This is a genomic window from Billgrantia hypersalina (assembly GCF_052584175.1).
Map to the genome: position 1 here is coordinate 90,653 of NZ_JBMIQI010000007.1, position 20,626 is coordinate 111,278.

A 20,626-nucleotide genomic window follows, 5' to 3' on the forward strand; every position below is an offset into this window, starting at 1 on the left:
TTAAACGGTGCGAAATCCAGGCACCCGTATAGAAGCAAAGTAGCAGTTGCGCCTCCCTTTCAAAATATGAAATATACTTCCTATGAAACGCATTCGAATCGAACCGGCCTGGTCATTCACCGACGAGGCGGGTAACCGCCTGGATCCACAACTGTTCGGGCTGCTGCAGGGCGTTCACCGTAACGGCAAGCTGACCGAAGCCGCCGCCGAGGCCGGCATTTCCTACCGCCATGCCTGGAACCTGCTCAATAAATGGGCGGAATTCTTCGGCGTCGCCCTGGTCGAGATGCAAAAAGGCCGCGGCGCTCGGCTCACGCCGCTGGGCGAAAAGCTGCTGTGGGCCCGCCAGCGAGTGTCCGCACGGCTCGGCCCCCAGCTGGAAAGCCTGGGGTCGGAACTCAACCTCGAGCTGCAGCAGTTGCTCGAGGGGGTCGAGCCAGTGCTGCGCATGCATGCCAGCCACGGCTATGCGGTGGCGCTGCTGCCCCGCTTCGCCAAGGCGTTCCAGCTCGACCTGCAATACTGCAGCCCGGCGGAGGCGCTTGCCGCCCTCAACCGCGGTGCCTGCGACGTGGCCGGCTATCACATGCCGACCTCGGCGACCCAGGGCCCGCTGATGCCGAGCTATCGCCGCCAGCTCAGACCGCGCGGCCACAGCATCATCCGCTTCATCACCCGCCGCCAGGGGCTCATGGTGGCGCCGGGCAATCCCTGCGGCATCGACGGCCTGGCCGACCTTTCGCGCGGCGACGTGCGTTTCATCAACCGCCAGCAGGCCTCGGGCACCCGAGCGCTGCTCGACATCCTGCTGCGCGACGCCGGCCTCTCGTCGCAGCGAATCCCGGGCTTCGAGCTGGAGGAGTACACCCACTCCGCCGTGGCCGCCTATGTTGCCGCCGGCATGGCCGACGTCGGCTTCGGGGTCGAAGCCGCCGCCCACCAGTTCGGGCTGGAATTCCTGCCGCTCGCCACCGAGCACTACCTGCTGGTGTGCCAGCGCAAGAGCCTCGCCGAGCCCAGCGTCCAGCGCCTGCTGACGATGATCCGCAGTGACTCGTTCCAGGAGGCCGTCAGCGAGTTGCCGGGTTATTCCCCGGATCGCTGCGGCGAGATATGCAGCGTCGACGCGTTGTTCGCCGAAGCCCGCCAAGGCTGAGCCTCGCTCGTGCCAGGGGTCAGTAATCGACCACCACGTCACCCCGCGGCTTGCTGCAGCACGAGAGGATGTAGCCCTCCTCGATATCCTCCTCGGTGATGCCGCCGTTGTGCTCCATGTCCACTTCGCCGGACTTGAGCCCCACCCGGCAAGTGCCGCAGATGCCCATGCCGCAGGCCTTGGGAATGTGCAGACCGAGCTTGGCGGCAGCGGCATGCACCGTCTCGCCCGGCTGAATGCGGACGCTCTTGCCCGAGCCGGTGAACTCGACGCTGAGCATGTCGGCGTAATCGATCTCCTCGGCCTCTGCTTCGGCCTGCTCGGCCAGCTCCAGCACGTCCTCGCGCACGTCCAGTGGCGTGGCGCCGAAGGACTCCTCGTGGTAATGGCTCATGTCGAAGCCGTTGTCGCGCAGGATGCGCTTGACCGCGTTCATGTACGGCGTCGGGCCGCAGCAGAAGATCTCGCGATCGAGGAAGTCCGGCGCCATCAGCTCCAGCATCGGCTGGGTCAGATACCCGCGATAGCCGGCCCAGGCCTCCCCGACATCGTCCTTCTGTTCGCACACGATGTGCAGCTTGAACTCGGGAATTCGCGAAAACATGTGCACGAGCTCGCGATGGAAGATGATGTCACGCGGGGCACGGGCGCTGTGGATGAACTCGACATCGACGTTGGCGTTGGTGTCGAAGAACCAACGTGTCATCGACATCAAGGGGGTAATGCCCACGCCGCCGGAGAGGAACAGCACCTTGTCGGCGGGAAAGTCGATCGAGTTGAAGTTGCCCACCGGGCCGTGCACCGCCAGCTCGTCCCCCACTTTCATGTTGTCGTGCAGCCAGTTGGAGACCCGCCCGCCCGGCACACGCTTGACGGTGATCGAGAAGCTGTAGGGGATCGATGGCGAACTGGAGATGGTGTAGGAGCGCATGATCGGCTCGCCGTCGATCTCCAGTTCCAGGGTCACGAATTGCCCTGGCTTGAAGAAGAACATCACCGGCTGCTCAGCCATGAAGCAGAAAGTGCGGACGTCCCAGGTTTCCTGGATGACCTTGACGCAGCGCACCAGATGGCGGCCGTTGGTCCAGGTCTGGGTCGTGACGGGGTTGAGGAAGTTCATGGTCATGTCGAGTCGCCTGGCATTGATCAGCTTGGAAGGCTCCGACTGCGGAACACCGCCTGCCGTTGAACGAATTCTGCGTCAGTCGGCAAGGGCCCGACTTGCCTGACTGCGACACGGGCATGCCCATGACTCCCACCCGATATGATTTTTCCCCTTTCCTCCGTCGCGCCTGCATTCATGCTTGTCGTCGGCAGACAACTGGGCGCCCGGCGCCTGATCCACACTCGCCGTACCCGTAACCGGCATACCGCACAATCACATCGCCGGACCTGACGACACCAACAATTCGACCGATGCCGCCGACGCGGCCAGCAATGAGGAAGCTACCATGGACACACTCTCCACAGCCCCCCTGGACGATCCACTGGATCCGGCGCGTCAGGCCACTGCCAGAATGCTTGCCGAGCGCGAGCGCAACTTCTCGCTGCCGCAACCCTTCTACAACGATGCCCGGCTGTTCGCCCTGGACATGCAGGAGATCTTCGGCAAGGAGTGGCTGTTCGCCGGCATGACCTGCGAGATTCCCGCCAAGGGTAACTACATGACCCTGCAGGTCGGTGATAATCCGGTGATCCTGGTGCGCGGGGACGGCGGTGCAATCCATGCGTTTCACAACGTCTGTCGCCACCGGGGCTCGCGGCTCTGCGTCAGCGACAAGGGCAAGGTCGCCAAACTGGTCTGCCCCTACCATCAGTGGACCTACGAGCTCGACGGTCGCCTGCTGTTTGCCGGCAGCGATATGGGTAATAATTTCGATCTGGCTGCCTACGGCCTCAAGCCGGTTCACGTCAAGACCGGCGGCGGCTTCATGTTCATCAGCCTGGCCGATCAGCCGCCGGCCATCGACGACTTCCTGGTTACCCTTGAGCACTACCTCGAGCCCTACGAGATGGACAACGTCAAGGTGGCCGTGGAGTCGAGCATCGTCGAACAGGCCAACTGGAAGCTGGTAATCGAGAACAACCGCGAGTGCTACCACTGCAACGGCGCACACCCGGAGCTGCTCAACTCGCTGCAGGAGTTCGACGACACCGACGACCCGCGCGCCACGCCGGCCTACAAGGCACTGGTCGCCAAGAAGCAGGCGGACTGGGACGACCAGCAGGTGCCCTGGCAGCTCAAGCGCTTTGGCAAGCGCAACCGGCTGACCCGCACCCCGCTGCTGGAGGGCGTGGTCTCCATGACCGTGGACGGCAAGCCGGCCTGCCGCAAACTGATGGGCCGCCTGACCAGCCCCGACATGGGCTCGCTGCGCATTTTGCATCTGCCCAACTCGTGGAACCACTTCATGGGCGACCACGCCATCGTGTTCCGCGTGCTGCCGCTGGGGCCGCAGGAGACCCTGGTGACGACCAAGTGGCTGGTACACAAGGATGCGGTGGAAGGCGTTGACTACAAGCCTGAAGAGATGCGCCGGGTGTGGGATGCCACCAACGACCAGGACCGGCGGCTGGCCGAGGAGAACCAGCGCGGCATCAACTCCAAGGCCTATCAGCCCGGCCCCTACTCGGAAACCTACGAATTCGGCGTCATCGATTTCGTCGACTGGTACAGCGAGCGGATGCGGGAGAACCTGGGCCACAGCGCCCCCCACCTGCAGTTGGTTCAGGGCTAGACTCTCCGCCTGCCATGACAATCGCCCCCGGCCAAGGCCGGGGGCGATTCGTTGATGCCGGCTGGCTTCGCCGCCCCGAAGAGCGCAGTCAGCTCACGGCAGGCCGCAGGTAGCGCACCAGCGCTTCGCGCACCTCGGGCAACATGACGCCGGTCTGCGCTTCGAGCCCAGCGACCAGCGCCGGCAGGCCGGGCACGGCACGGCATGCATGCTGCTGCGCCGCGATCCGAGCGCTGGTGTCGGGATCGGCGTTCGAGGGAACGTCGATGCCCAACGCCAGCAGGCGCTCGCGGAAGTCCTGCGCATCGATCAAGTCGGCGAACATCATCTCTCTCATCTCCCGCTGCCGCTGGCCATCGTTGGCTGCCTACATTACCCGCTGGGCAAGCAGACAGCCATGCTACCGTGGGGATCGTTCCCCCGAAATGGCGAGCCGCGCCGGCTAAGGGCGCGGTGTCGGCCAGCTCGGATTCGCCCGGCTTACGCGGCCACGCTGCCGTGGGGGTCAATGACGAATTTCTTGGCCGCGCCACCGTCGAAATCGGCGTAGCCCTGCGGCGCCTGATCCAGGGTGATCATCTGCACGTTGACCGCATCGGCGATCTTGACCTTTTCGAACAGGATCGCCTGCATCAACTGGCGATGATACTTCATCACCGGGCACTGGCCGGTATGGAAGGAGTGCGACTTGGCCCAGCCGAGACCGAAGCGCATGCTCAGCGCGCCCTGCTTGGCGGCGTCGTCGGCCGCTCCCGGGTCCTCGGTCACGTAGAGCCCCGGAATGCCGATCTGGCCGCCGGCCCGAGTCATCTGCATCGCCGAATTGAGCACCGTGGCCGGCGCCTCCTTGCCGTGGTTGCAGCCGCAGGCGTGAGCCTCGAAGCCGACGCAGTCGACGAAGCAGTCGACCTCGCGCTCGCCGAGAATTGCCTCGAGCCGGTCGGCCATGTCGCCTTCCTGGGTCAGGTCGAGGGTCTCGCAGCCGAAACTGCGCGCCTGGGCCAGGCGCTCCTCGATCATGTCGCCGACGATCACGCAGGCCGCCCCCAGCAGTTGGGCGGAGACCGCCGCCGCCAGACCCACCGGGCCGGCTCCGGCAATGTAGACGGTGCTGCCCGGCCCGACGCCGGCCGTCACGCAGCCGTGAAAACCGGTGGGGAAGATGTCGGACAGCAGAGTCAGGTCGCGGATCTTTTCCATGGCCTGGTCGGCGTCCGGAAATTTCAACAGGTTGAAGTCGGCGTAGGGCACCATGACGTACTCGGTCTGGCCACCGACCCAGCCGCCCATGTCGACGTAGCCGTAGGCGGCACCGGGGCGCGCCGGATTGACGTTGAGGCAGATGCCGGTGCGGCCCTCCTTGCAGTTGCGGCAGCGCCCGCAGGCGATGTTGAACGGCACCGAGACCAGATCGCCCGGCTGGATGAATTCCACGTCGCGCCCGCATTCGATCACCAGGCCGGTGATCTCGTGGCCCAGCACCAGGCCGGAGGGGGCGGTGGTGCGGCCGCGCACCATGTGCTGGTCGCTGCCGCAGATGTTGGTGGTCACGACCTTCAGGATCACGCCGTGGTCGCATTTCCGATTGCCGAGGGCAAGCTCGGGGTAGGGGATGGCTTCGACGTCGACCTTGCCGGGGCCCTTGTAGACGACTCCGCGGTTGGCTTGGCTCATGGCTGGCTCCTTACGTTGTTATGCGGCTGGCCGGGCCGGGGCCCGATGCCAAGGGATGGCGAGACGCCACCGAGCCAGCCTACGCCACACCCCGAAGACCCCGTATTCGCACAGGCGACGTCGCCATGCGTGATATCGCCATGCCGAGGGCCGCGCAAGACAACCGCAGGTCGCTTTCACGACACCGCCGCCGACCCATGCACCCAACAATGTCTGGCCGGGTGCGCCAGCGCATTCGGCACTTGCGCAAGACCAACAACAATCATGAGGACTCCCCATGAAGCATGACGATGCCCCCATCCTCAAACCGGGGCAGGACAACGCCCAGGTACTGGGGATGGACTTCCATCATCCCGTCTTCCCCCTCTCGGCCTTGGCCATCCTGGCCTTTATCCTCTATGCCCTGATCTACCCCGATGCCGCCAACGGCCACCTCACCGCGGCCCGCGGCTGGTCGATCGAGCACTTCGACTGGCTGTTCATGATCGCCGGCAATCTCTTCGTGCTGCTGTGCCTGGCACTGATTGCAATGCCGGTGGGGCGCATTCGCCTGGGCGGCAGCCAGGCCCGGCCGGAATACTCGACCACCTCCTGGTTCGCCATGCTATTCGCCGCCGGCATGGGCATCGGCCTGATGTTCTGGAGCGTGGCCGAGCCGGTGGCGTACTACACCGACTGGTACGGCACCCCGCTCAATACCGAAGCGCACACCCCGGCCGGGGCCAGCGCGGCCATCGGCGCCACCATGTTCCACTGGGGCCTGCACCCCTGGGCGATCTACGGCGTGGTAGGACTGTCGCTGGCCTTCTTCGCCTACAATCGTGGCCTGCCGCTGACCCTGCGCTCGGCCTTCACGCCGATCCTCGGCGAACGGGTACGTGGCTGGTTCGGTCATGTCATCGATATCGTCGCGGTACTGGCCACTATCTTCGGCCTGGCCACTTCACTGGGCTTCGGCGCGTCCCAGGCGGCGGGTGGCCTCAACTATCTGTTCGACGTACCCAACACCATCGGCACCCAGCTGGCGATCATCGTGGTGGTCACCGCGGTGGCGCTGTTCTCGGTATGGCGCGGCATCGATGGCGGTGTGAAGCTGTTCTCCAATATCAACATGGTGATCGCCCTGGCACTGCTCACCTTCGTGATCGTCACTGGCGGCGTGCTGCTGTTCGTCAACAACCTGTGGAGCACGACCCTGGCCTATGTCGGCCATATCGCGCCGCTCTCCAACTGGCTCGGCCGCGACGACACCACCTGGTACCACGGCTGGACGGTGTTCTACTGGGCCTGGTGGATCTCCTGGTCGCCCTTCGTCGGCATGTTCATCGCGCGGGTCTCCCGCGGGCGCACGGTGCGGGAGTTCCTGACCGCCGTGCTGGTGGTGCCGACCCTGGTCACCCTGGTATGGATGAGCGCCTTCGGTGGCACCGCCCTGGATCAGTCGGCTGCTGGCGTGGGCGCCCTGGCCGACGGTATCAGCGACGTCTCGCTGGCGATGTTCCAGATGCTCGAACACCTGCCGCTGACCACCCTGACCTCCAGCCTGGCCATCCTGCTGGTGCTGGTCTTCTTCATTACCTCGTCGGACTCCGGCTCGCTCGTGATCGATAACATCACCGCCGGGGGCAAGACCGACGCCCCCCGCGGGCAGCGGGTATTCTGGGCCGTACTGGAAGGCGTGATCGCCGGCATCCTGCTCTACGGCGGCGGCAGCACCGCGCTGGGGGCGCTGCAGGCCGGCGCCGTGGCCACCGGGCTGCCCTTCACCCTGGTGCTGCTGGGCATGGCCTTCTGCCTGGTCAAGGGGCTGCGCGAGGAGCAGCGCGGGCTGGCGGGTGCCCGGCTGGCCTGATACGCACCTCCCTCCCCAGACGCAACGACCCCGGCCAAGGCCGGGGTCGTTGCGCTGCGGGGCTCGACCTCGAGGGAACGAACGGGCATGGTAGAGGTTTCCAACCCGGCCCCTCGTCGAGGCGGCAAGTGTGCCCCTCCCCGCCGTATGGTCACGACGCGACGAGAGCCCATGGTCACCCAAGCCGAGGAGGTACACCGATGTCGACCCCGTTCACCCGATGCCTGGGCCTGGCCGGCCTGTTGTCGCTGCTGACCCTGGCCCCCCCTGCCTTCGCCCAGCAAGTCTCGCCGGGGGCTGCCGACGCCGATGTCACCACCGAGCAATTCCGTGACTGGGAGGTTGCCTGCCCAAGCGAGGGCGAGGGCATCTGCACGATGGGCCAGGTGGTCAACGAACCGGACAGTAACCAGCCAGTGATGCAGGTCGTGATGGCGCATCCGCCGCAACTCGACGGCCCGGCGATGACTTTCCTGCTACCGCTGGGGGTGCATCTCGCCTCGGGCCTGCAGCTCCAGGTAGAAGACGGGGAGCCGGTCCAGTTCCCCTATCAGACCTGCGTACAGCAGGGCTGCCGTGCCGACCTTCCCGTTGAACCGTCCCTGCTGCAGGCATTGCGCAGCGGCAGCACGGCCACCTTGAGCCTGTTCGGCCCACGCGGCGACCGCATCGATCTGGACATCTCCCTGATGGGCTTCACTGACGCCAGCACCCGCATCTCGCCCTGAAGCCGGGGCCTCTCATACGCGAGCCCCGGCATTGCGCCGGGGCTCGCGGGGGACCCTCCCGGCCTTTACCTCAACACGCCTTCCTCCTTCAGCAACTTGAAGATGGCCTCGGCGCCCTGCTCCGGCGTCACGTCGGTCAGCACCTGGCCGCCGCCACCTTCGGCCTTGGCCGCGGCGGCCTTGAAGCGCTCGCGCGCCGAGGTCGCCTTGACGATCTTGAGTCGCTTGGGGCGCTTGCGGGCCGGTGCCACGCTCCACGCTTCCTGGGCTTTGTCCCACGCCACCGCGGCCGGCTCGATGTCGATCTCGCCGCGTCGCGCCGGACCGAAGGCGCTTTGGCGCGCTGCCGAAGCGGCGGCGTCGACGGTCACGATAGCCGGCAGCCGCACCTGAAGCCGCCGGCGCTGGCCGCGCGGCAGGGCCTGGAGCAGCGTGGCCACACCGTTCTCGACCTTCTCCACTGCCACCAGGCCGCTGACCAGTGGCCAGCCCAGGCGGTCGGCCAGCAGGTAGGGCAACATGCCGGAGCCTTCACCCTTCTCGGCACGCTCGCCGGCGATCACCAGCTGCGGCCTGGTTTCATCCAGCGTCTCGGCCAAGGCGGGCACCACGTCGGCGCCGTGCGGCTGCTCGACCAGGGTCAAGGCCGGCAGGCCCATGCCCAGGTAGCCGCGCAGCGCGCTCTCGCCTTCTTCGTCGAGCGCTCCCGCGTGCAGCAGCGTGACACGTGCCTGGTCGAGCGACAGGGCCAGCTCCACACCGCGGGCATCCTGGTCGGCACGCCGGGGCCGACCGGTCAACGGATGGCGGCCGACGGAGACCAGCACCGCCACATCGACGGCCGCGTTGTCTTGGGCCCCTGTTTGAGCTTCAGGCTGCATTGCGCTTCTCCTCCCGCTGTCGCTCCACCATCTCGACCAGTGCCGCGAGTATTCCCGACGCATCACCGATCACCGCCAGGTCGGCGCGCTTGATCATGTCGCATCCCGGATCGAGATTGATCGCCACCACCTTCTCGCAGCTCTGGATGCCCTGCAGGTGCTGAATGGCGCCGCTGATGCCCACCGCCACGTAGACTCGCGCGGTGACCCAGGTGCCGGTGGCGCCCACCTGGCGGTGACGCGGCATGAAGCCGTCGTCCACCGCCACCCGTGAGGCGCCCTCGGTGGCTCCCAGCAACTTGGCGGCATGGTGGAAGCCCTCCCAATCCTTGACGCCGTTGCCGGCGGAGAGAATGAACTCGGCTTCACCCAAGGCCACGCCGGCCGGATCCACGGCCACCTGGCCCAGATCCTCGATGCGCCCCAGCAGGGGAGGCAAGGACTGGGACAATTCAAGCGGCTGCGCGGCATGCCGGGTCTCGGTGACCGGCTCGGCACATTCCGCCAGCGCCAGGACGACACGCGGCAGGGCCCGCTGAATATCGGTGGTGCCGGCGGCACCGCGACCGGTACAACGCCAGCCCCGTGCACAGGAAGCGTCCTGCTCGAGCTGCCAGACGCCCGCCGCGGGGCGTTCCTGGAGACGTGCCGCCAGGCGCCGCCCCAGGTCGGCACCGCCCAGCTTGGAGTCGGGCAGCAGCCAGAACGCCGGGGCGAGTTCATCCTCGACGGCGGTTAGCGCCGCCACACGTGCCTCGGGCGCGTAGCCATCGAACCGGGCGTCGTCGAGATGCAGCAGGCGGTCGACGCCGGCCTCGCCGAACGTCTCTTCCTTGTGGTTACCGAAGACTACCGCCAGTACCGCTCCCGGCCGTTCACCATCGGCATCGGCCAGTTGCCGGGCCAGTCCCAGCAAGTCGCGGTCGTGGCTGGAAAGGCGCCCGCCGGACATGTCCGGCACCACCGCGACCAGGAAGGCCGGGGCTTCGATGGTGACGTTGCGGCGGGTATCCTGAGCCGCCTGGCGAGCGCCGCCCAAGGCCTGGCCGCCCTGTTGGGCGCCGCTGCGATCGATGCGCTTGACGCCGTTGGGGCCGACAAAGCCAACGGCATGAGGGTTCTTGCGCCTCACCCCGCTGGGGCCCATCCATTCGCTGGTGCCGCCCGCGACTTCTCCCAGTGCGGCAAGCACGCTCTGATGCTCGGGGTGCAGGCGGTTTCGGGCGATCCACTCCTTGCGCGGATCGCGACGCAGGATGTCGCTCATGATGTCACCTCCTCGACGGCAGGCTGCTGAACCCCGGCGCTTCCCGCCGCGGCAGGCCGTTCCACCAGGGCATCGGCCACCAGTTCGGCGATGTCGCGCACCTCGGCGCTGGCATCCACCACGCCTTCGAGCATGGCGGTGCACTGGGGACAACCCACCGCCACCAGCTCGGCACCGGTCTCGCGCACATCGTTCATGCGCATGTCGGGAATCCGTTGCTTGCCCGGGATATCGGTAATCGGCGCGCCGCCACCGCCGCCACAGCAGCGCGAGCGGAAGCCTGAACGCTGCATTTCGGCCACCTCGATGCCCAGCGCCTTCAATACGTTGCGCGGTGCCTCGAATTCGCCGTTGTAGCGGCCCAGGTAACACGGATCGTGATAGGTGACCGAGCCCCCCTTCCAGGGCGCGAAGTGCAGGCGACCCGCCTCGAAAAGTTCGGCGATATAGGTGCTGTGGTGGCGCACTTCGTAGGTTCCGCCCAGCTCGTCATACTCATTGCCGAGCACATGGAAGCTGTGGGGGTCGCAAGTGACGATGCGCCGGAAGCGATATTGCGACAGGGTGGCGATGTTGCGCCGGGCGAGCGACTGAAAGGTCGCCTCGTCGCCCAGACGGCGCGCCACGTCGCCGCTGTCGCGCTCCTCGTTACCGAGCACGGCAAAATCGACATCGGCGGCACGCAGCACCTTGACCAGGGCGCGCAGGGTGCGCTGGTTGCGCATGTCGAAGACGCCATCGCCAAGCCACAGCAGCACGTCGGCCTCTCCCACGTCGCGCATCAGCGGCAGGTTCAGGTCCGCCGCCCAATGCATGCGTGAGCCGGGATCGAAGCCCCCGGGGTTGTCGGTAGCGATCAGGTTGTCGAGCACCTCGGCGCCCTTGCCCGGGGTATTGCCCTGCTCCAGGGTCAGGAAGCGGCGCATGTCGACGATGGCATCGACGTGCTCGATCATCATCGGACACTCCTCGACGCAGGCGCGACACGTGGTACACGACCACAGCGTCTCGTCATCCACCAGCGCCGTTCCCTCCGGACCTTGCGAGGAGCGCGCGATCGGCCCATGGGGGTCGCCGCGGTGCTCGCCGACAGGCTTTCCCGGATAGGGACTGCCGGCGTAGTTGGCGTCGCTGCCGCCGACCATGCCGACGACCATGTCCTGGATCAGCTTCTTTGGGTTGAGCGGCTGACCCGCGGCGAAGGCCGGGCAGGCCGCCTCGCAGCGCCCGCACTGCACGCAGGCATCGAAGCCGAGCAGCTGATTCCAGGTGAAATCGGCAGGCTTCTCGACGCCCAGTTTGGCTGCGGGGTCTTCCAGGCGCAGCGCCTTGAGCCCGGTGGAGCGCCCTTCGCCAACGCTTTTATCCGAGAAACGTTCCGGGCGGCGATGAAAGGCCAGGTGCAGGGCGCCGGCAAAGGCGTGCTTCATCGGCCCGCCCCAGGTCATGCCGAAAACCATCTCGCCCAGGCCCCACACCAGTACCGCGGCCAGCGCCACGGCCACAACCCAGCTACCGAAGTCTTCCGGCAACAGGCCCACGGCAGGCAGGGTGATGGCGAACACGCTCAGCGAGAAGGCCATCAGGCTCTTGGGCAGACGCATCCACGGGCCCTTGGAAAGCCGAGCCGGCGGGTTGCGCCGCCGCCGGGCGACGAACAGGCTGCCTACGAACATACAGGCACTGGCGGCCAGCAGCAGCCAGCCCAGGACGCCCTGCGCCAAGCCGAGGCCATGCACCAGAATCATCAGCACGGCGGCGGCCACGAAACCGCCAGCGGTGGCCACGTGGGTGTTGGACATCACCTTGTCGCGTGCCACCACATGGTGCAGGTCCACCAGGTAGCGGCGCGGCATGGCGGCCAGGCCTTGAAGAATCGGCACCGGCGATTTCCGCCCCTGGCGCCACAGGCGGATACGCCGTACAGCGCCGATCGCCGCCAGCGCCAGAGTAGAGAAGATCAGTATCGGCAGGAGGGTGTCGAGCATGGTGCTCACCTCATACAGGAGCCGTTGGCTTTGGCTTTGGCATTGTCGTTGTCATCGGGGCTGTACCGAGGACAACAGAGGCCGCGCGGTGAAAGCGTCATGAGCGACGGCCAGGCTAGGCGAAGTTCGGCGAGTCAGCGGAGTGGACTTGCTGCTCCATGAGCATGACGAGCCGAACTTCAACAACGCCTGGCCGAGCGCAATCGCTTTCACAGGTCTTTGCATAGCCGCAGCGCGTCGTAAATCGCCGCATGTGTATTGCGCGGCGCCGTGCAGTCGCCCAGGCGGAACAGCAGGAAACCATCGCCCGGCTCGCTCAGACAGGGCTGCGCCTGAGCGGCGTAGAGCGCTTCCAGGTCCACCTGGCCCTTGTTGCGGGACTGGTCCTTGAGGGCATAGTAGAGCGCCTCGTCGGGACGCACGCCGTTCTCCACCACCACCTGGTCGACCACCCGCTCTTCCAGGGCGCCGGTGTACTCGTTCTCGAGCACTGCCACCAGGCCGCTGCCTTCGCGGTAGACCTTGTGCAGCATCAGGTCGGCGGTCATGATCACCTCTTTCTCGTAGAGGCTCCGGTAGTAGGTGGGGAAGGTGGTACCGCCCACCGCGGCGCCCGGCTTGATGTCGTCGGTGACGATCTCGACCTTGGCGCCCTTGTCGGCCAGGTAGTCCGCCGCCGAGACGCCGGAGAATTCGCAGATGGCATCGTAGATCAATACGTTCTTGCCCGGCGCCACCTTGCCCGAGAGGATGTCCCAGGTGCTCACCACCAGGCTCTCCCCGGGGTTCTCCGAATAGCCCCACTCCGGGAACTGGTTGAGGAAGGGCTGGCCGCCGGTAGCGAGGATCACCACGTCGGGGCGCAGGTCCTCGAGGGTCGCCTCGTCGACACGGGTGCCCAGGCGCAGGTCCACGTTGAGCCGCACCAGTTCCAGCTGATACCAGCGGGTGATACCGGCGATCTGATCGCGCTGCGGCGCCTGGGCGGCGATGGTGATCTGCCCGCCCAGCGCTTCTGCCGCTTCGAAAAGGGTGACGTCGTGGCCTCGCTCGGCGGCAACGCGGGCCGCCTCCATGCCGCCGGGGCCACCGCCGACCACCACCACCTTGCGCTTGGGACCTTCGCTCTTCTCGATGATATGCGGCAGGCCCATGTACTCCCGGGACGTCGCGGCATTCTGGATGCACAGCACGTCGAGGCCCTGGTACTGGCGGTCGATGCAGTAGTTGGCGCCCACGCACTGCTTGATCTGGTCGACCTGGCCCATCTTGATCTTGGCGATCAGGTGCGGGTCGGCGATGTGCGCGCGGGTCATGCCCACCAGGTCGACATAGCCGCCTTCGAGGATGCGCTGGGCCTGGTTGGGATCCTTGATGTTCTGGGCGTGGATCACCGGCACGCTGACCACTTCCTTGATGCCCGCCGCCAGGTGCAGGAAGGGCTCCGGCGGGAAGGACATGTTGGGAATCACGTTGGCCAGGGTGTTGTGGGTGTCACAGCCGGAGCCGATCACGCCGAAGAAGTCGACCTGGCCAGTAGCGTCGTAGTAGGCGGCGATCTGCTTCATGTCCTCGTGGGAGAGGCCGTCGGGATGGAACTCGTCGCCGCAGATGCGCATGCCGACGACGAAGTCATCGCCCACCTCGGCACGCACCGCCTTGAGCACCTCCATGCCGAAGCGCATGCGGTTCTCGAAGCTGCCCCCCCACTGGTCGGTGCGCTTGTTGACGCGCGGACTCCAGAACTGGTCGATCAGGTGCTGGTGCACCGCGGAGAGCTCGACGCCGTCGAGGCCGCCCTCCTTGGCTCGCCGCGCCGCCTGGGCGAAGTCGCCGACAATGCGCCAGATCTCCTCCTCCTCGATGGTCTTGCAGGTGGAGCGGTGCACCGGCTCGCGGATACCCGAGGGCGACACCAGGGTTGGCCAGTCGAAGCCGTCCCAGCGCGAGCGACGCCCCATGTGGGTGATCTGGATCATGATCTTGCCGCCGTGCTTGTGCACGGCATCGGCCAGATTCTGGAAGTGGGGGATGATGCGGTCGGTGGAGAGGTTCACCGAGCTCCACCAGCCCTGGGGGCTGTCAATGGAGACTACCGACGAGCCACCGCAGATACACAGGCCACAGCCGCCCTTGGCCTTCTCCTCGTAGTACCTGACGTAGCGCTCGGTCGTCATGCCGCCGTCGGTGGCGTGCACCTCGGCGTGGGCGGTACTGACGACCCGGTTGCGGATGGTGAGCTTGCCGATCTCGATCGGCTGGAAGAGTGCGTCGAATGCCATGGAAAACCTCCTCAGCCTCGGGCGTCGGGCAGCGGCTTGACGATAAAGATACCCACATCGCAGCCGGGCTCGGCGGCGCTCTGGGTCTGCTCAGCGATGGTGCGCCGCGAACTGCCGCGGGCGGCGAGGATCTGGTCCATGGCACCGGCAAACCAGCCGGTGAACATGTACTCCTCCTTGTGCCCCGTCTTGCCCAGCTGGTAGACGAAGGCACTGTGCTCCAGGCGTACCCGGGCGGTGCCGGCGTCGAGGTCGATGTCTTCGGTCACGAACTTGCCCCAGCCGCGCTGGGAGAGCCGCTGCATGTAATGCTCGAACACATGAACGCCTTCCAGGCCGTGCAGCTCGGCTTCCTTTTCGCACCAGTGCCAGGCGCTCTTGTAGCCGGCGTGGTAGAGAATCTCGGCGTACTTGTCCACACCCAGCGCTTCGGCGACGGCGATGTGGTTGTTGATAAAGAAGTGTCGCGGCACGTAGAGCATCGGCAGGGCGTCGGTGGTCCACACGCCGGTTTCGCTATCTACCTCGATGGGCAGGTCGGGGGGCATCTTGGTCACGGTCTTGGTCCTCAAAATCGTTGTTCTTGGCAGAATTCTCTGGTTTCGCGGCGCTGGGCTGTTCCGGCGACAGGTCCTTCGCTAAGGCGCTGTGAACCCTTCCCTGGGCGCTACATTTGCCATCCATGGCAAATGACCTTCGCTACGACCTGTCCCCGGCGCCCCTATCGCACCCAGTGGGTACTAGCCCATTCAGGCGCCCCAGACATCCTTCAGGACACGCACCCAGTTCTCGCCCATGATCTTGCGCACCTGGGGCTCGCTGAACCCACGGCGCAGCAGCGCCTCGGTCAGGTTGGGGAACTCACCGATGGTGCGAATGCCCTCGGGATTGATGATCTTGCCGAAGCTGGTCAGGCGGCGGGCGTAGCCCTTGTCATGGGTCAGCCACTCGAAGAAATCCTTGCCGTGGCCCTGGGTGAAATCGGTGCCGATGCCGATAGCGTCCTCGCCGACGATGTTCATCACGTACTCGATGGCCTCGACGTAGTCGTCGACGGTGGCGTCGACCCCGGCACGCAGGAAGGGCGTGAACATGGTCACGCCGACGAAGCCGCCGTGCTCGGCGATGAAGCGCAGCTCTTCGTCGGACTTGTTGCGCGGGTGCTCCTTGAGACCTGCGGGCAGGCAGTGGGAGTAGCAGACCGGCTTCTTGGATTCGAGGATGACCTCCTCGGACGTCTTGGACCCGACGTGGGAGAGGTCGCACATGATACCGACGCGGTTCATCTCGGCGACGATTTCACGGCCAAAGCCGGAGAGTCCGCCATCCCGCTCGTAGCAGCCGGTACCCACCAGGTTCTGGGTGTTGTAGCACAGCTGCACGATACCCACGCCGAGCTGCTTGAAGATCTCGACGTAGCCGATCTGGTCCTCGAAGGCGTGGGCGTTCTGGAAGCCGTAGATGATACCTGTCTTGCCCTCCTCCTTGGCCCGAGTGATGTCGGCGGTGGTGCGCACCGGGCGCACCAGGTCGCTGCATTCCGCCATCAGCTGGTTCGAGGCGACGATGTTGTCGACGGTGGCTTGGAAGCCTTCCCACACCGAGACGGTGCAGTTGGCCGCAGTAAGTCCGCCGCGACGCATATCCTCTAACAGCTCGCGGTTCCACTTGGCGATGATGAGGCCGTCGATGACGATGGCGTCGTCGTGCAGGTCACGGGGAGTCATGGGGCGTGCTCCGGTTCGGGTTGGCTTGATGGCAGGATAGCGCCGGCCAGGTGCGGCCCGACTTCTGGAAGCGACGGCCATAATTCCAAAAACGTCATCTCTGTCGTGACTGCGACGCGCGGCAGGGCACCACCACTTTCTCAGGGGCTCGCAGGCAGGCTGCGCAGCGAGACACGAGCGCATGGCAGAGCCTCACCCGCGGATGGCGAGAGAGGTGTCGACAGGAGATAAGGGAGACGACTCGCAGCGACTGCCACGAGCCGCCCTTTTCAGTGTTTCAGGCGAACACTGGCGTAGGTGGGCTCGCCTCGGGCCTGGTCCAGCGCCATCAGCGCCGCCGAGATCGGCTGTTCCGGTACCTGGGCGAGTGACACCGGCTGCAACAGGAGGCCGCCGGGCTGCTGCTCGGAAATAGGAACCTGCGGCCGCAGCGGGCTCGTGCCCAGGCGCTCTTCCCGTGGCGGCAGGCCGAAGAATTCCCGATAGCACTTGGAGAAATGCGGGGTGGAGACGAAGCCGCAGGCCGAAGCCACCTCGATGATCGACAGCGAGGTCTGCTTGAGCAGCTGGCGCGCCCGGGTGAGGCGCAACTTGAGGTAGTAGCGGGACGGCGAGCAGTTCAGGTACTTCTGGAACAGCCGCTCGAGCTGGCGGCGCGAGACGTCGACGTAATCGGCCAGCTCCTCCAGCGCAATGGGCTCCTCCAGGTTGGCCTCCATCAACGCGACGATCTCCAGCAGCTTGGGCTGGGTCGTTCCCAGCACGTGCTTGAGCGGAACGCGCTGATGGTCGCTCTCTCCGCGCATGCGGTCGCAGATGAACATTTCGGAAATCCCCGCCGAGAGCTCGCGGCCATGCTCCCGCCCGATCAAGGTCAGCATCATGTCCAGCGGCGCGGTACCGCCCGAGGCGGTGGCCCGGTCGCGATCGATGGAGAACAGACGCGTGGTGAGCACGGCCCGGGGGAACGACTCGCGCATCGCCGCCAGACACTCCCAGTGCACGCTGGTTTCGTAGCCGTCTAGCAGCCCCGCCCGGGCCAGCGCCCAGCTGCCGGTACAGATGCCGCCCAGCCGACGGGACAGGCGCGCTTGTGACTGCAGCCAGGTGACGTGCTCGCGCTGTACGGCCCGGGCCGGCCCCACACCGCCGCAGACGATGACCATGTCCAGCGCCAGCGGCATGGTGATGGCGCCGTCCGGGGTGACCCGCAGGCCGTCGCTGGCCGAGATGGGGCCGCCGTCCACGCTCAGCGTGAACCAGCGGTACAGCTCGCGCCCGGCCAACTGGTTGGCCATCCGCAGCGGCTCGATGGCCGAGGCCAGCGAGAACAGGGTGAAATTCTCCAGCAGCAGGAAGCCCAGCGTCTGGGGGGCCGATGCCTTGTGCGGGGACTGGCTGGAATCGGACGAAGCCGTGAAAGTCGTCGCCATAGTCATACTCCTGTGCCGTGTGTCGTTATGGTTATCGGCACGTTTACCCGTCAGGGTGCTGTTCAGGGTCTTGTCTACGTTTGGGGGCAATGCCTCGATGCGTCGCGATCAGGCAAGCCTGTCTGACAAGGTATTCCAAGATGTCGCTCTTGGATACGTTAAAAATCCGATAAACGCACGAAGACCGCCAGCCGTACGGTCAGAGCGTGTCGCAATCGGGTTGGCTGCAGGTCGCCTACAGGACAGTCGTGACAGCACAAGCCGAATAGGAATCCCCTTGACGCGCCTTTGGGCAGACGCTAAATTCGAATCAACCAAGTGGTCTGACCATCAGAGCATACGACCACCCCTACCACTGACCGAGCCCATGTCCTATGAAGATCGAGCCTCTCGAAAAAAAGAGCCTGAGCGATGATGTCGTTGCCAAGATCAAGGCCTTGATCGTGAGTGGCGAACTGAAGGAGGGCGACAGAATTCCGGGGGAGAGGGAGCTGTGCGACCAGTTTGGTGTCAGCCGAGCCTCGGTGCGTGAAGGCCTGAAGATTCTCTCCCTGCAGGGACTGCTACGAAGAACCAACGCCGGAACTGTCATCACGGCCAATTTCACCTCCATCCTCGAAGAGACGCTGGCGCTGAAAATCCTGCTGGACGATTGCAGCTACGAAGACATTACCGAAGCGCGGCTCTTTCTCGAAAAGACCATGGTCAGCCTGGCAGCCAAGAGAATCGAGCAGAAAGACATCGATATCATGGCCCGTCAGCTCGAATTGATGATCGAGGCGGAGAGGGCCGACAACAATGATGATTACATACTGGCCGATATCGCTTTCCATCAGCAGATCGCCAAGGCCTCCAGAAGCAGAGTGCTGGCGAGCCTCTACAACTCCATTATAACGCTCGTGTTTCGAGCCCAGAAGAGCGTCGGGTACGACAAGCCCGTCATGAAGGAGTCGATCAAGTTTCACCGCAATATCCTGGAGGCGCTCAAGAACAGCGACGCGGAACTCTCGGAAAAAGAGATGCAATTCCACTTGCTTGATGTTCAGGAGCGCATCAATCACTTGATCGGCAAAGACATTATAAAATCAGGAGTCTAAGCAATGTATGTTCGTTACAATTACAATAATGAAGCGCATGAAGGCTTTGTGGATGCCGGTTCGATCCGGCACCTGAATGGTACCATGTTCGAGCATGAAGGGCTGGGTGACGTGCACGCTGAACTCGCATCCGTCGATCTGTTGCCGCCATGCCAGCCAAGCAAGGTCGTTTGCGTGGGCCTCAACTATCGCGACCATGCGGCGGAAATGAACGAAACCCTACCGGAATCCCCACTGCTCTTCCTGAAGCCATCCACCAGCGTGATCGCCCATGGCGACCCTATCGTCGCACCCAGAGGTGCGGGGCGGCTGGACTACGAAGCCGAGCTTGCCATTGTAATCGGCAAGAAAACCAAGGGCATTTCCGTCTCCGACGTCGCCCAATCGATATTCGGTTATACCTGTGCCAATGATTTTACGGCACGCGCCATTCAGCTCTCCGACAAACAGTGGACGCGAGGAAAATCGTTCGACACCTTCTGTCCTCTAGGGCCCGGCATAGTAAAGCGAGTCAACCATGATGACGCGCGGATCACGCTCACGGTTAACGGGGAGTTGAGGCAAGACTCCAATATTAACATGTTCATTTTCAACGTCCCTGAAGTCGTGAGTTATATCTCAAGACATATGACGCTATTGCCAGGTGACGTCATACTGACGGGTACGCCCCATGGCGTCGGCCCGGTCAATCATGGTGACGTGATGACTGTCTCGATTGACGGCATCGGCAGTCTGACCAATACGCTTCAAATCGTATAAAACGTTGAACGCTTAAAAACAAAACCAAGCGGGCCTTGAGGCCCGAGGGCAGTCTGCGGCCTGCCCAAGGGAGACGACAGTGAAATTCAATGTACTCATGACCGATACAATCTTCCCTGACACCTCCATCGAGAAGGCGTGTTTTTCTCAGGAGGACATGGCGTTCACGCTAAGCCCAGCCAGTGATACCGAGACACTGGCGGAGAACGGCGTGGAGGCGGATGCGCTCCTGGTCGTATATGCCCCCGTCACAGCGGAAGTTATCGAACGCCTGCCGCGCTGCAAGGTGATCGTCCGGGCCGGGATCGGCTTCAACAATGTTGACCTGGAGGCCGCCTCTCGACGGGGCATCATGGTGGCCAACGTCCCCGACTACTGTCAGGACGAAGTGGCAGACCATACCTTCGCGCTGCTGCTTTCCCTTTCCCGGAAGATCCGCTTTCTGCACGAGCAGGTTCGGCAGGGAACGTGGGACGCCAACCTGGCCAAATCGGCTCCACGGCTCAGGGGCAAGACCCTGGGCCTGCTGGGATGTGGCGCCATAGGCCTGGAGGTTGCCAAGCGGGCGTCGGCCTTCGGCCTGCGTGTGGCGGGCTATGATCCGTTTGCCACCGCCAGCGACCTCGCACGGCACGATATCCATAAGATGGAGAACTTCGATGAATTCCTGGAGAGTATCGACTTCCTTTCGCTGCACCTGCCACTGACGAATGACACCCGACATATTATCGCTCGTTCCGCGCTGAACAGAATGAAGTCGACCGCTATCGTCATCAATACCTCAAGAGGCGGCTTGATTGACGAAGAGGACCTTTACTCGGCCTTGTCCGATAACACCATTGCCGGTGCCGCTCTCGACGTTCTCGAAGCCGAGCCTCCTCAAGGCATACCCCAGCTGGCGAAGCTCGAGAATACGCTTATTACACCTCATACCGCCTTCCTTTCTGAGAGTTCCGTGGCCGAACTCCGCAAGAAGGCATCCTTGGAAGTCGTACGCACGTTGAAGGAGGGAAGTCCCAGACATCAAGTTAATTGAAGATCCTT

General features: G+C 64.5%; 17 protein-coding genes. 7 read left to right on the forward strand and 10 right to left on the reverse strand.

Annotated features, from left to right (window positions below; translation table 11 throughout):
- Window positions 1-82 precede the first annotated feature (82 nt).
- Window positions 83-1,156 carry a substrate-binding domain-containing protein gene (locus tag ACOJCM_RS04480; RefSeq protein WP_445210862.1) on the forward strand — a complete coding sequence of 358 codons (1,074 nt, stop codon included), beginning with the start codon at window positions 83-85 and terminating at the stop codon, window positions 1,154-1,156.
- 19 nt (window positions 1,157-1,175) lie between these two features.
- Here ACOJCM_RS04480 and ACOJCM_RS04485 read toward each other — a convergent pair whose 3' ends face one another.
- Complete coding sequence (locus tag ACOJCM_RS04485) at window positions 1,176-2,282, reverse strand: FAD-binding oxidoreductase (protein ID WP_445210863.1); 1,107 nt, start codon at window positions 2,280-2,282, stop codon at window positions 1,176-1,178.
- A 325-nt stretch (window positions 2,283-2,607) separates the two neighbouring features.
- Here ACOJCM_RS04485 and ACOJCM_RS04490 point away from each other — a divergent pair, with 325 nt between their 5' ends.
- Window positions 2,608-3,894, forward strand: coding sequence for an aromatic ring-hydroxylating oxygenase subunit alpha (locus ACOJCM_RS04490; protein WP_445210864.1), 1,287 nt, complete (start codon window positions 2,608-2,610; stop codon window positions 3,892-3,894).
- An 88-nt stretch (window positions 3,895-3,982) separates the two neighbouring features.
- On the opposite strand, the gene ACOJCM_RS04495 is transcribed toward ACOJCM_RS04490, so the two are convergent.
- The gene (locus ACOJCM_RS04495; RefSeq protein ID WP_445210865.1) at window positions 3,983-4,222 is read right to left on the reverse strand and encodes a hypothetical protein; all 240 of its coding nucleotides are present in this window, start codon (window positions 4,220-4,222) and stop codon (window positions 3,983-3,985) included.
- Window positions 4,223-4,374: 152 nt separating this feature from the next.
- Window positions 4,375-5,568 (reverse strand): formaldehyde dehydrogenase, glutathione-independent, encoded by a 1,194-nt coding sequence (gene fdhA / locus ACOJCM_RS04500; RefSeq protein ID WP_445210866.1) that lies wholly within the window; start codon window positions 5,566-5,568, stop codon window positions 4,375-4,377.
- A 277-nt stretch (window positions 5,569-5,845) separates the two neighbouring features.
- Between fdhA and ACOJCM_RS04505 the strand changes: the two genes are divergently transcribed.
- Both ACOJCM_RS04505 and ACOJCM_RS04510 read left to right on the forward strand, forming a co-directional pair.
- The gene (locus tag ACOJCM_RS04505; RefSeq protein ID WP_445210867.1) at window positions 5,846-7,420 is read left to right on the forward strand and encodes a BCCT family transporter; all 1,575 of its coding nucleotides are present in this window, start codon (window positions 5,846-5,848) and stop codon (window positions 7,418-7,420) included.
- 200 nt (window positions 7,421-7,620) lie between these two features.
- On the forward strand, window positions 7,621-8,148 hold the full coding sequence (locus ACOJCM_RS04510; RefSeq protein WP_445210868.1) for an invasion associated locus B family protein: 528 nt from the start codon (window positions 7,621-7,623) through the stop codon (window positions 8,146-8,148).
- Between the two features lie 65 nt (window positions 8,149-8,213).
- Here ACOJCM_RS04510 and etfB read toward each other — a convergent pair whose 3' ends face one another.
- From etfB to gbdR, 7 genes are all read right to left on the reverse strand, one after another.
- Complete coding sequence (gene etfB / locus ACOJCM_RS04515) at window positions 8,214-9,029, reverse strand: electron transfer flavoprotein subunit beta (protein WP_445210869.1); 816 nt, start codon at window positions 9,027-9,029, stop codon at window positions 8,214-8,216.
- Window positions 9,019-10,296, reverse strand: coding sequence for an electron transfer flavoprotein subunit alpha (etfA, locus tag ACOJCM_RS04520; protein WP_445210870.1), 1,278 nt, complete (start codon window positions 10,294-10,296; stop codon window positions 9,019-9,021). The genes etfB and etfA overlap by 11 nt, the downstream gene beginning before the upstream one ends.
- Window positions 10,293-12,284 (reverse strand): (Fe-S)-binding protein, encoded by a 1,992-nt coding sequence (locus ACOJCM_RS04525; protein WP_445210871.1) that lies wholly within the window; start codon window positions 12,282-12,284, stop codon window positions 10,293-10,295. The genes etfA and ACOJCM_RS04525 overlap by 4 nt, the downstream gene beginning before the upstream one ends.
- A 209-nt stretch (window positions 12,285-12,493) precedes the next feature.
- On the reverse strand, window positions 12,494-14,566 hold the full coding sequence (gene dgcA, locus ACOJCM_RS04530; RefSeq protein WP_445210872.1) for a dimethylglycine demethylation protein DgcA: 2,073 nt from the start codon (window positions 14,564-14,566) through the stop codon (window positions 12,494-12,496).
- A gap of 11 nt (window positions 14,567-14,577) precedes the next feature.
- A complete protein-coding gene (locus ACOJCM_RS04535) occupies window positions 14,578-15,114 on the reverse strand; it encodes a DUF5943 domain-containing protein (RefSeq protein WP_445211022.1) in 537 nt (178 codons plus the stop codon).
- Between the two features lie 201 nt (window positions 15,115-15,315).
- Window positions 15,316-16,293 carry a dipeptidase gene (locus ACOJCM_RS04540; protein ID WP_445210873.1) on the reverse strand — a complete coding sequence of 326 codons (978 nt, stop codon included), beginning with the start codon at window positions 16,291-16,293 and terminating at the stop codon, window positions 15,316-15,318.
- Between the two features lie 269 nt (window positions 16,294-16,562).
- Window positions 16,563-17,726: a choline metabolism transcriptional regulator GbdR gene (gene gbdR, locus ACOJCM_RS04545; protein ID WP_445210874.1), complete on the reverse strand. Its 1,164-nt coding sequence runs from the start codon at window positions 17,724-17,726 to the stop codon at window positions 16,563-16,565.
- A 374-nt stretch (window positions 17,727-18,100) separates the two neighbouring features.
- Here gbdR and ACOJCM_RS04550 point away from each other — a divergent pair, with 374 nt between their 5' ends.
- The 3 genes from ACOJCM_RS04550 (at window position 18,101) to ACOJCM_RS04560 (ending at window position 20,618) form a co-directional block, all read left to right on the forward strand.
- Complete coding sequence (locus tag ACOJCM_RS04550) at window positions 18,101-18,823, forward strand: FadR/GntR family transcriptional regulator (protein ID WP_445210875.1); 723 nt, start codon at window positions 18,101-18,103, stop codon at window positions 18,821-18,823.
- 3 nt (window positions 18,824-18,826) lie between these two features.
- Complete coding sequence (locus ACOJCM_RS04555) at window positions 18,827-19,582, forward strand: fumarylacetoacetate hydrolase family protein (RefSeq protein ID WP_445210876.1); 756 nt, start codon at window positions 18,827-18,829, stop codon at window positions 19,580-19,582.
- A gap of 79 nt (window positions 19,583-19,661) precedes the next feature.
- Complete coding sequence (locus tag ACOJCM_RS04560) at window positions 19,662-20,618, forward strand: C-terminal binding protein (protein ID WP_445210877.1); 957 nt, start codon at window positions 19,662-19,664, stop codon at window positions 20,616-20,618.
- Window positions 20,619-20,626: the final 8 nt, after the last annotated feature.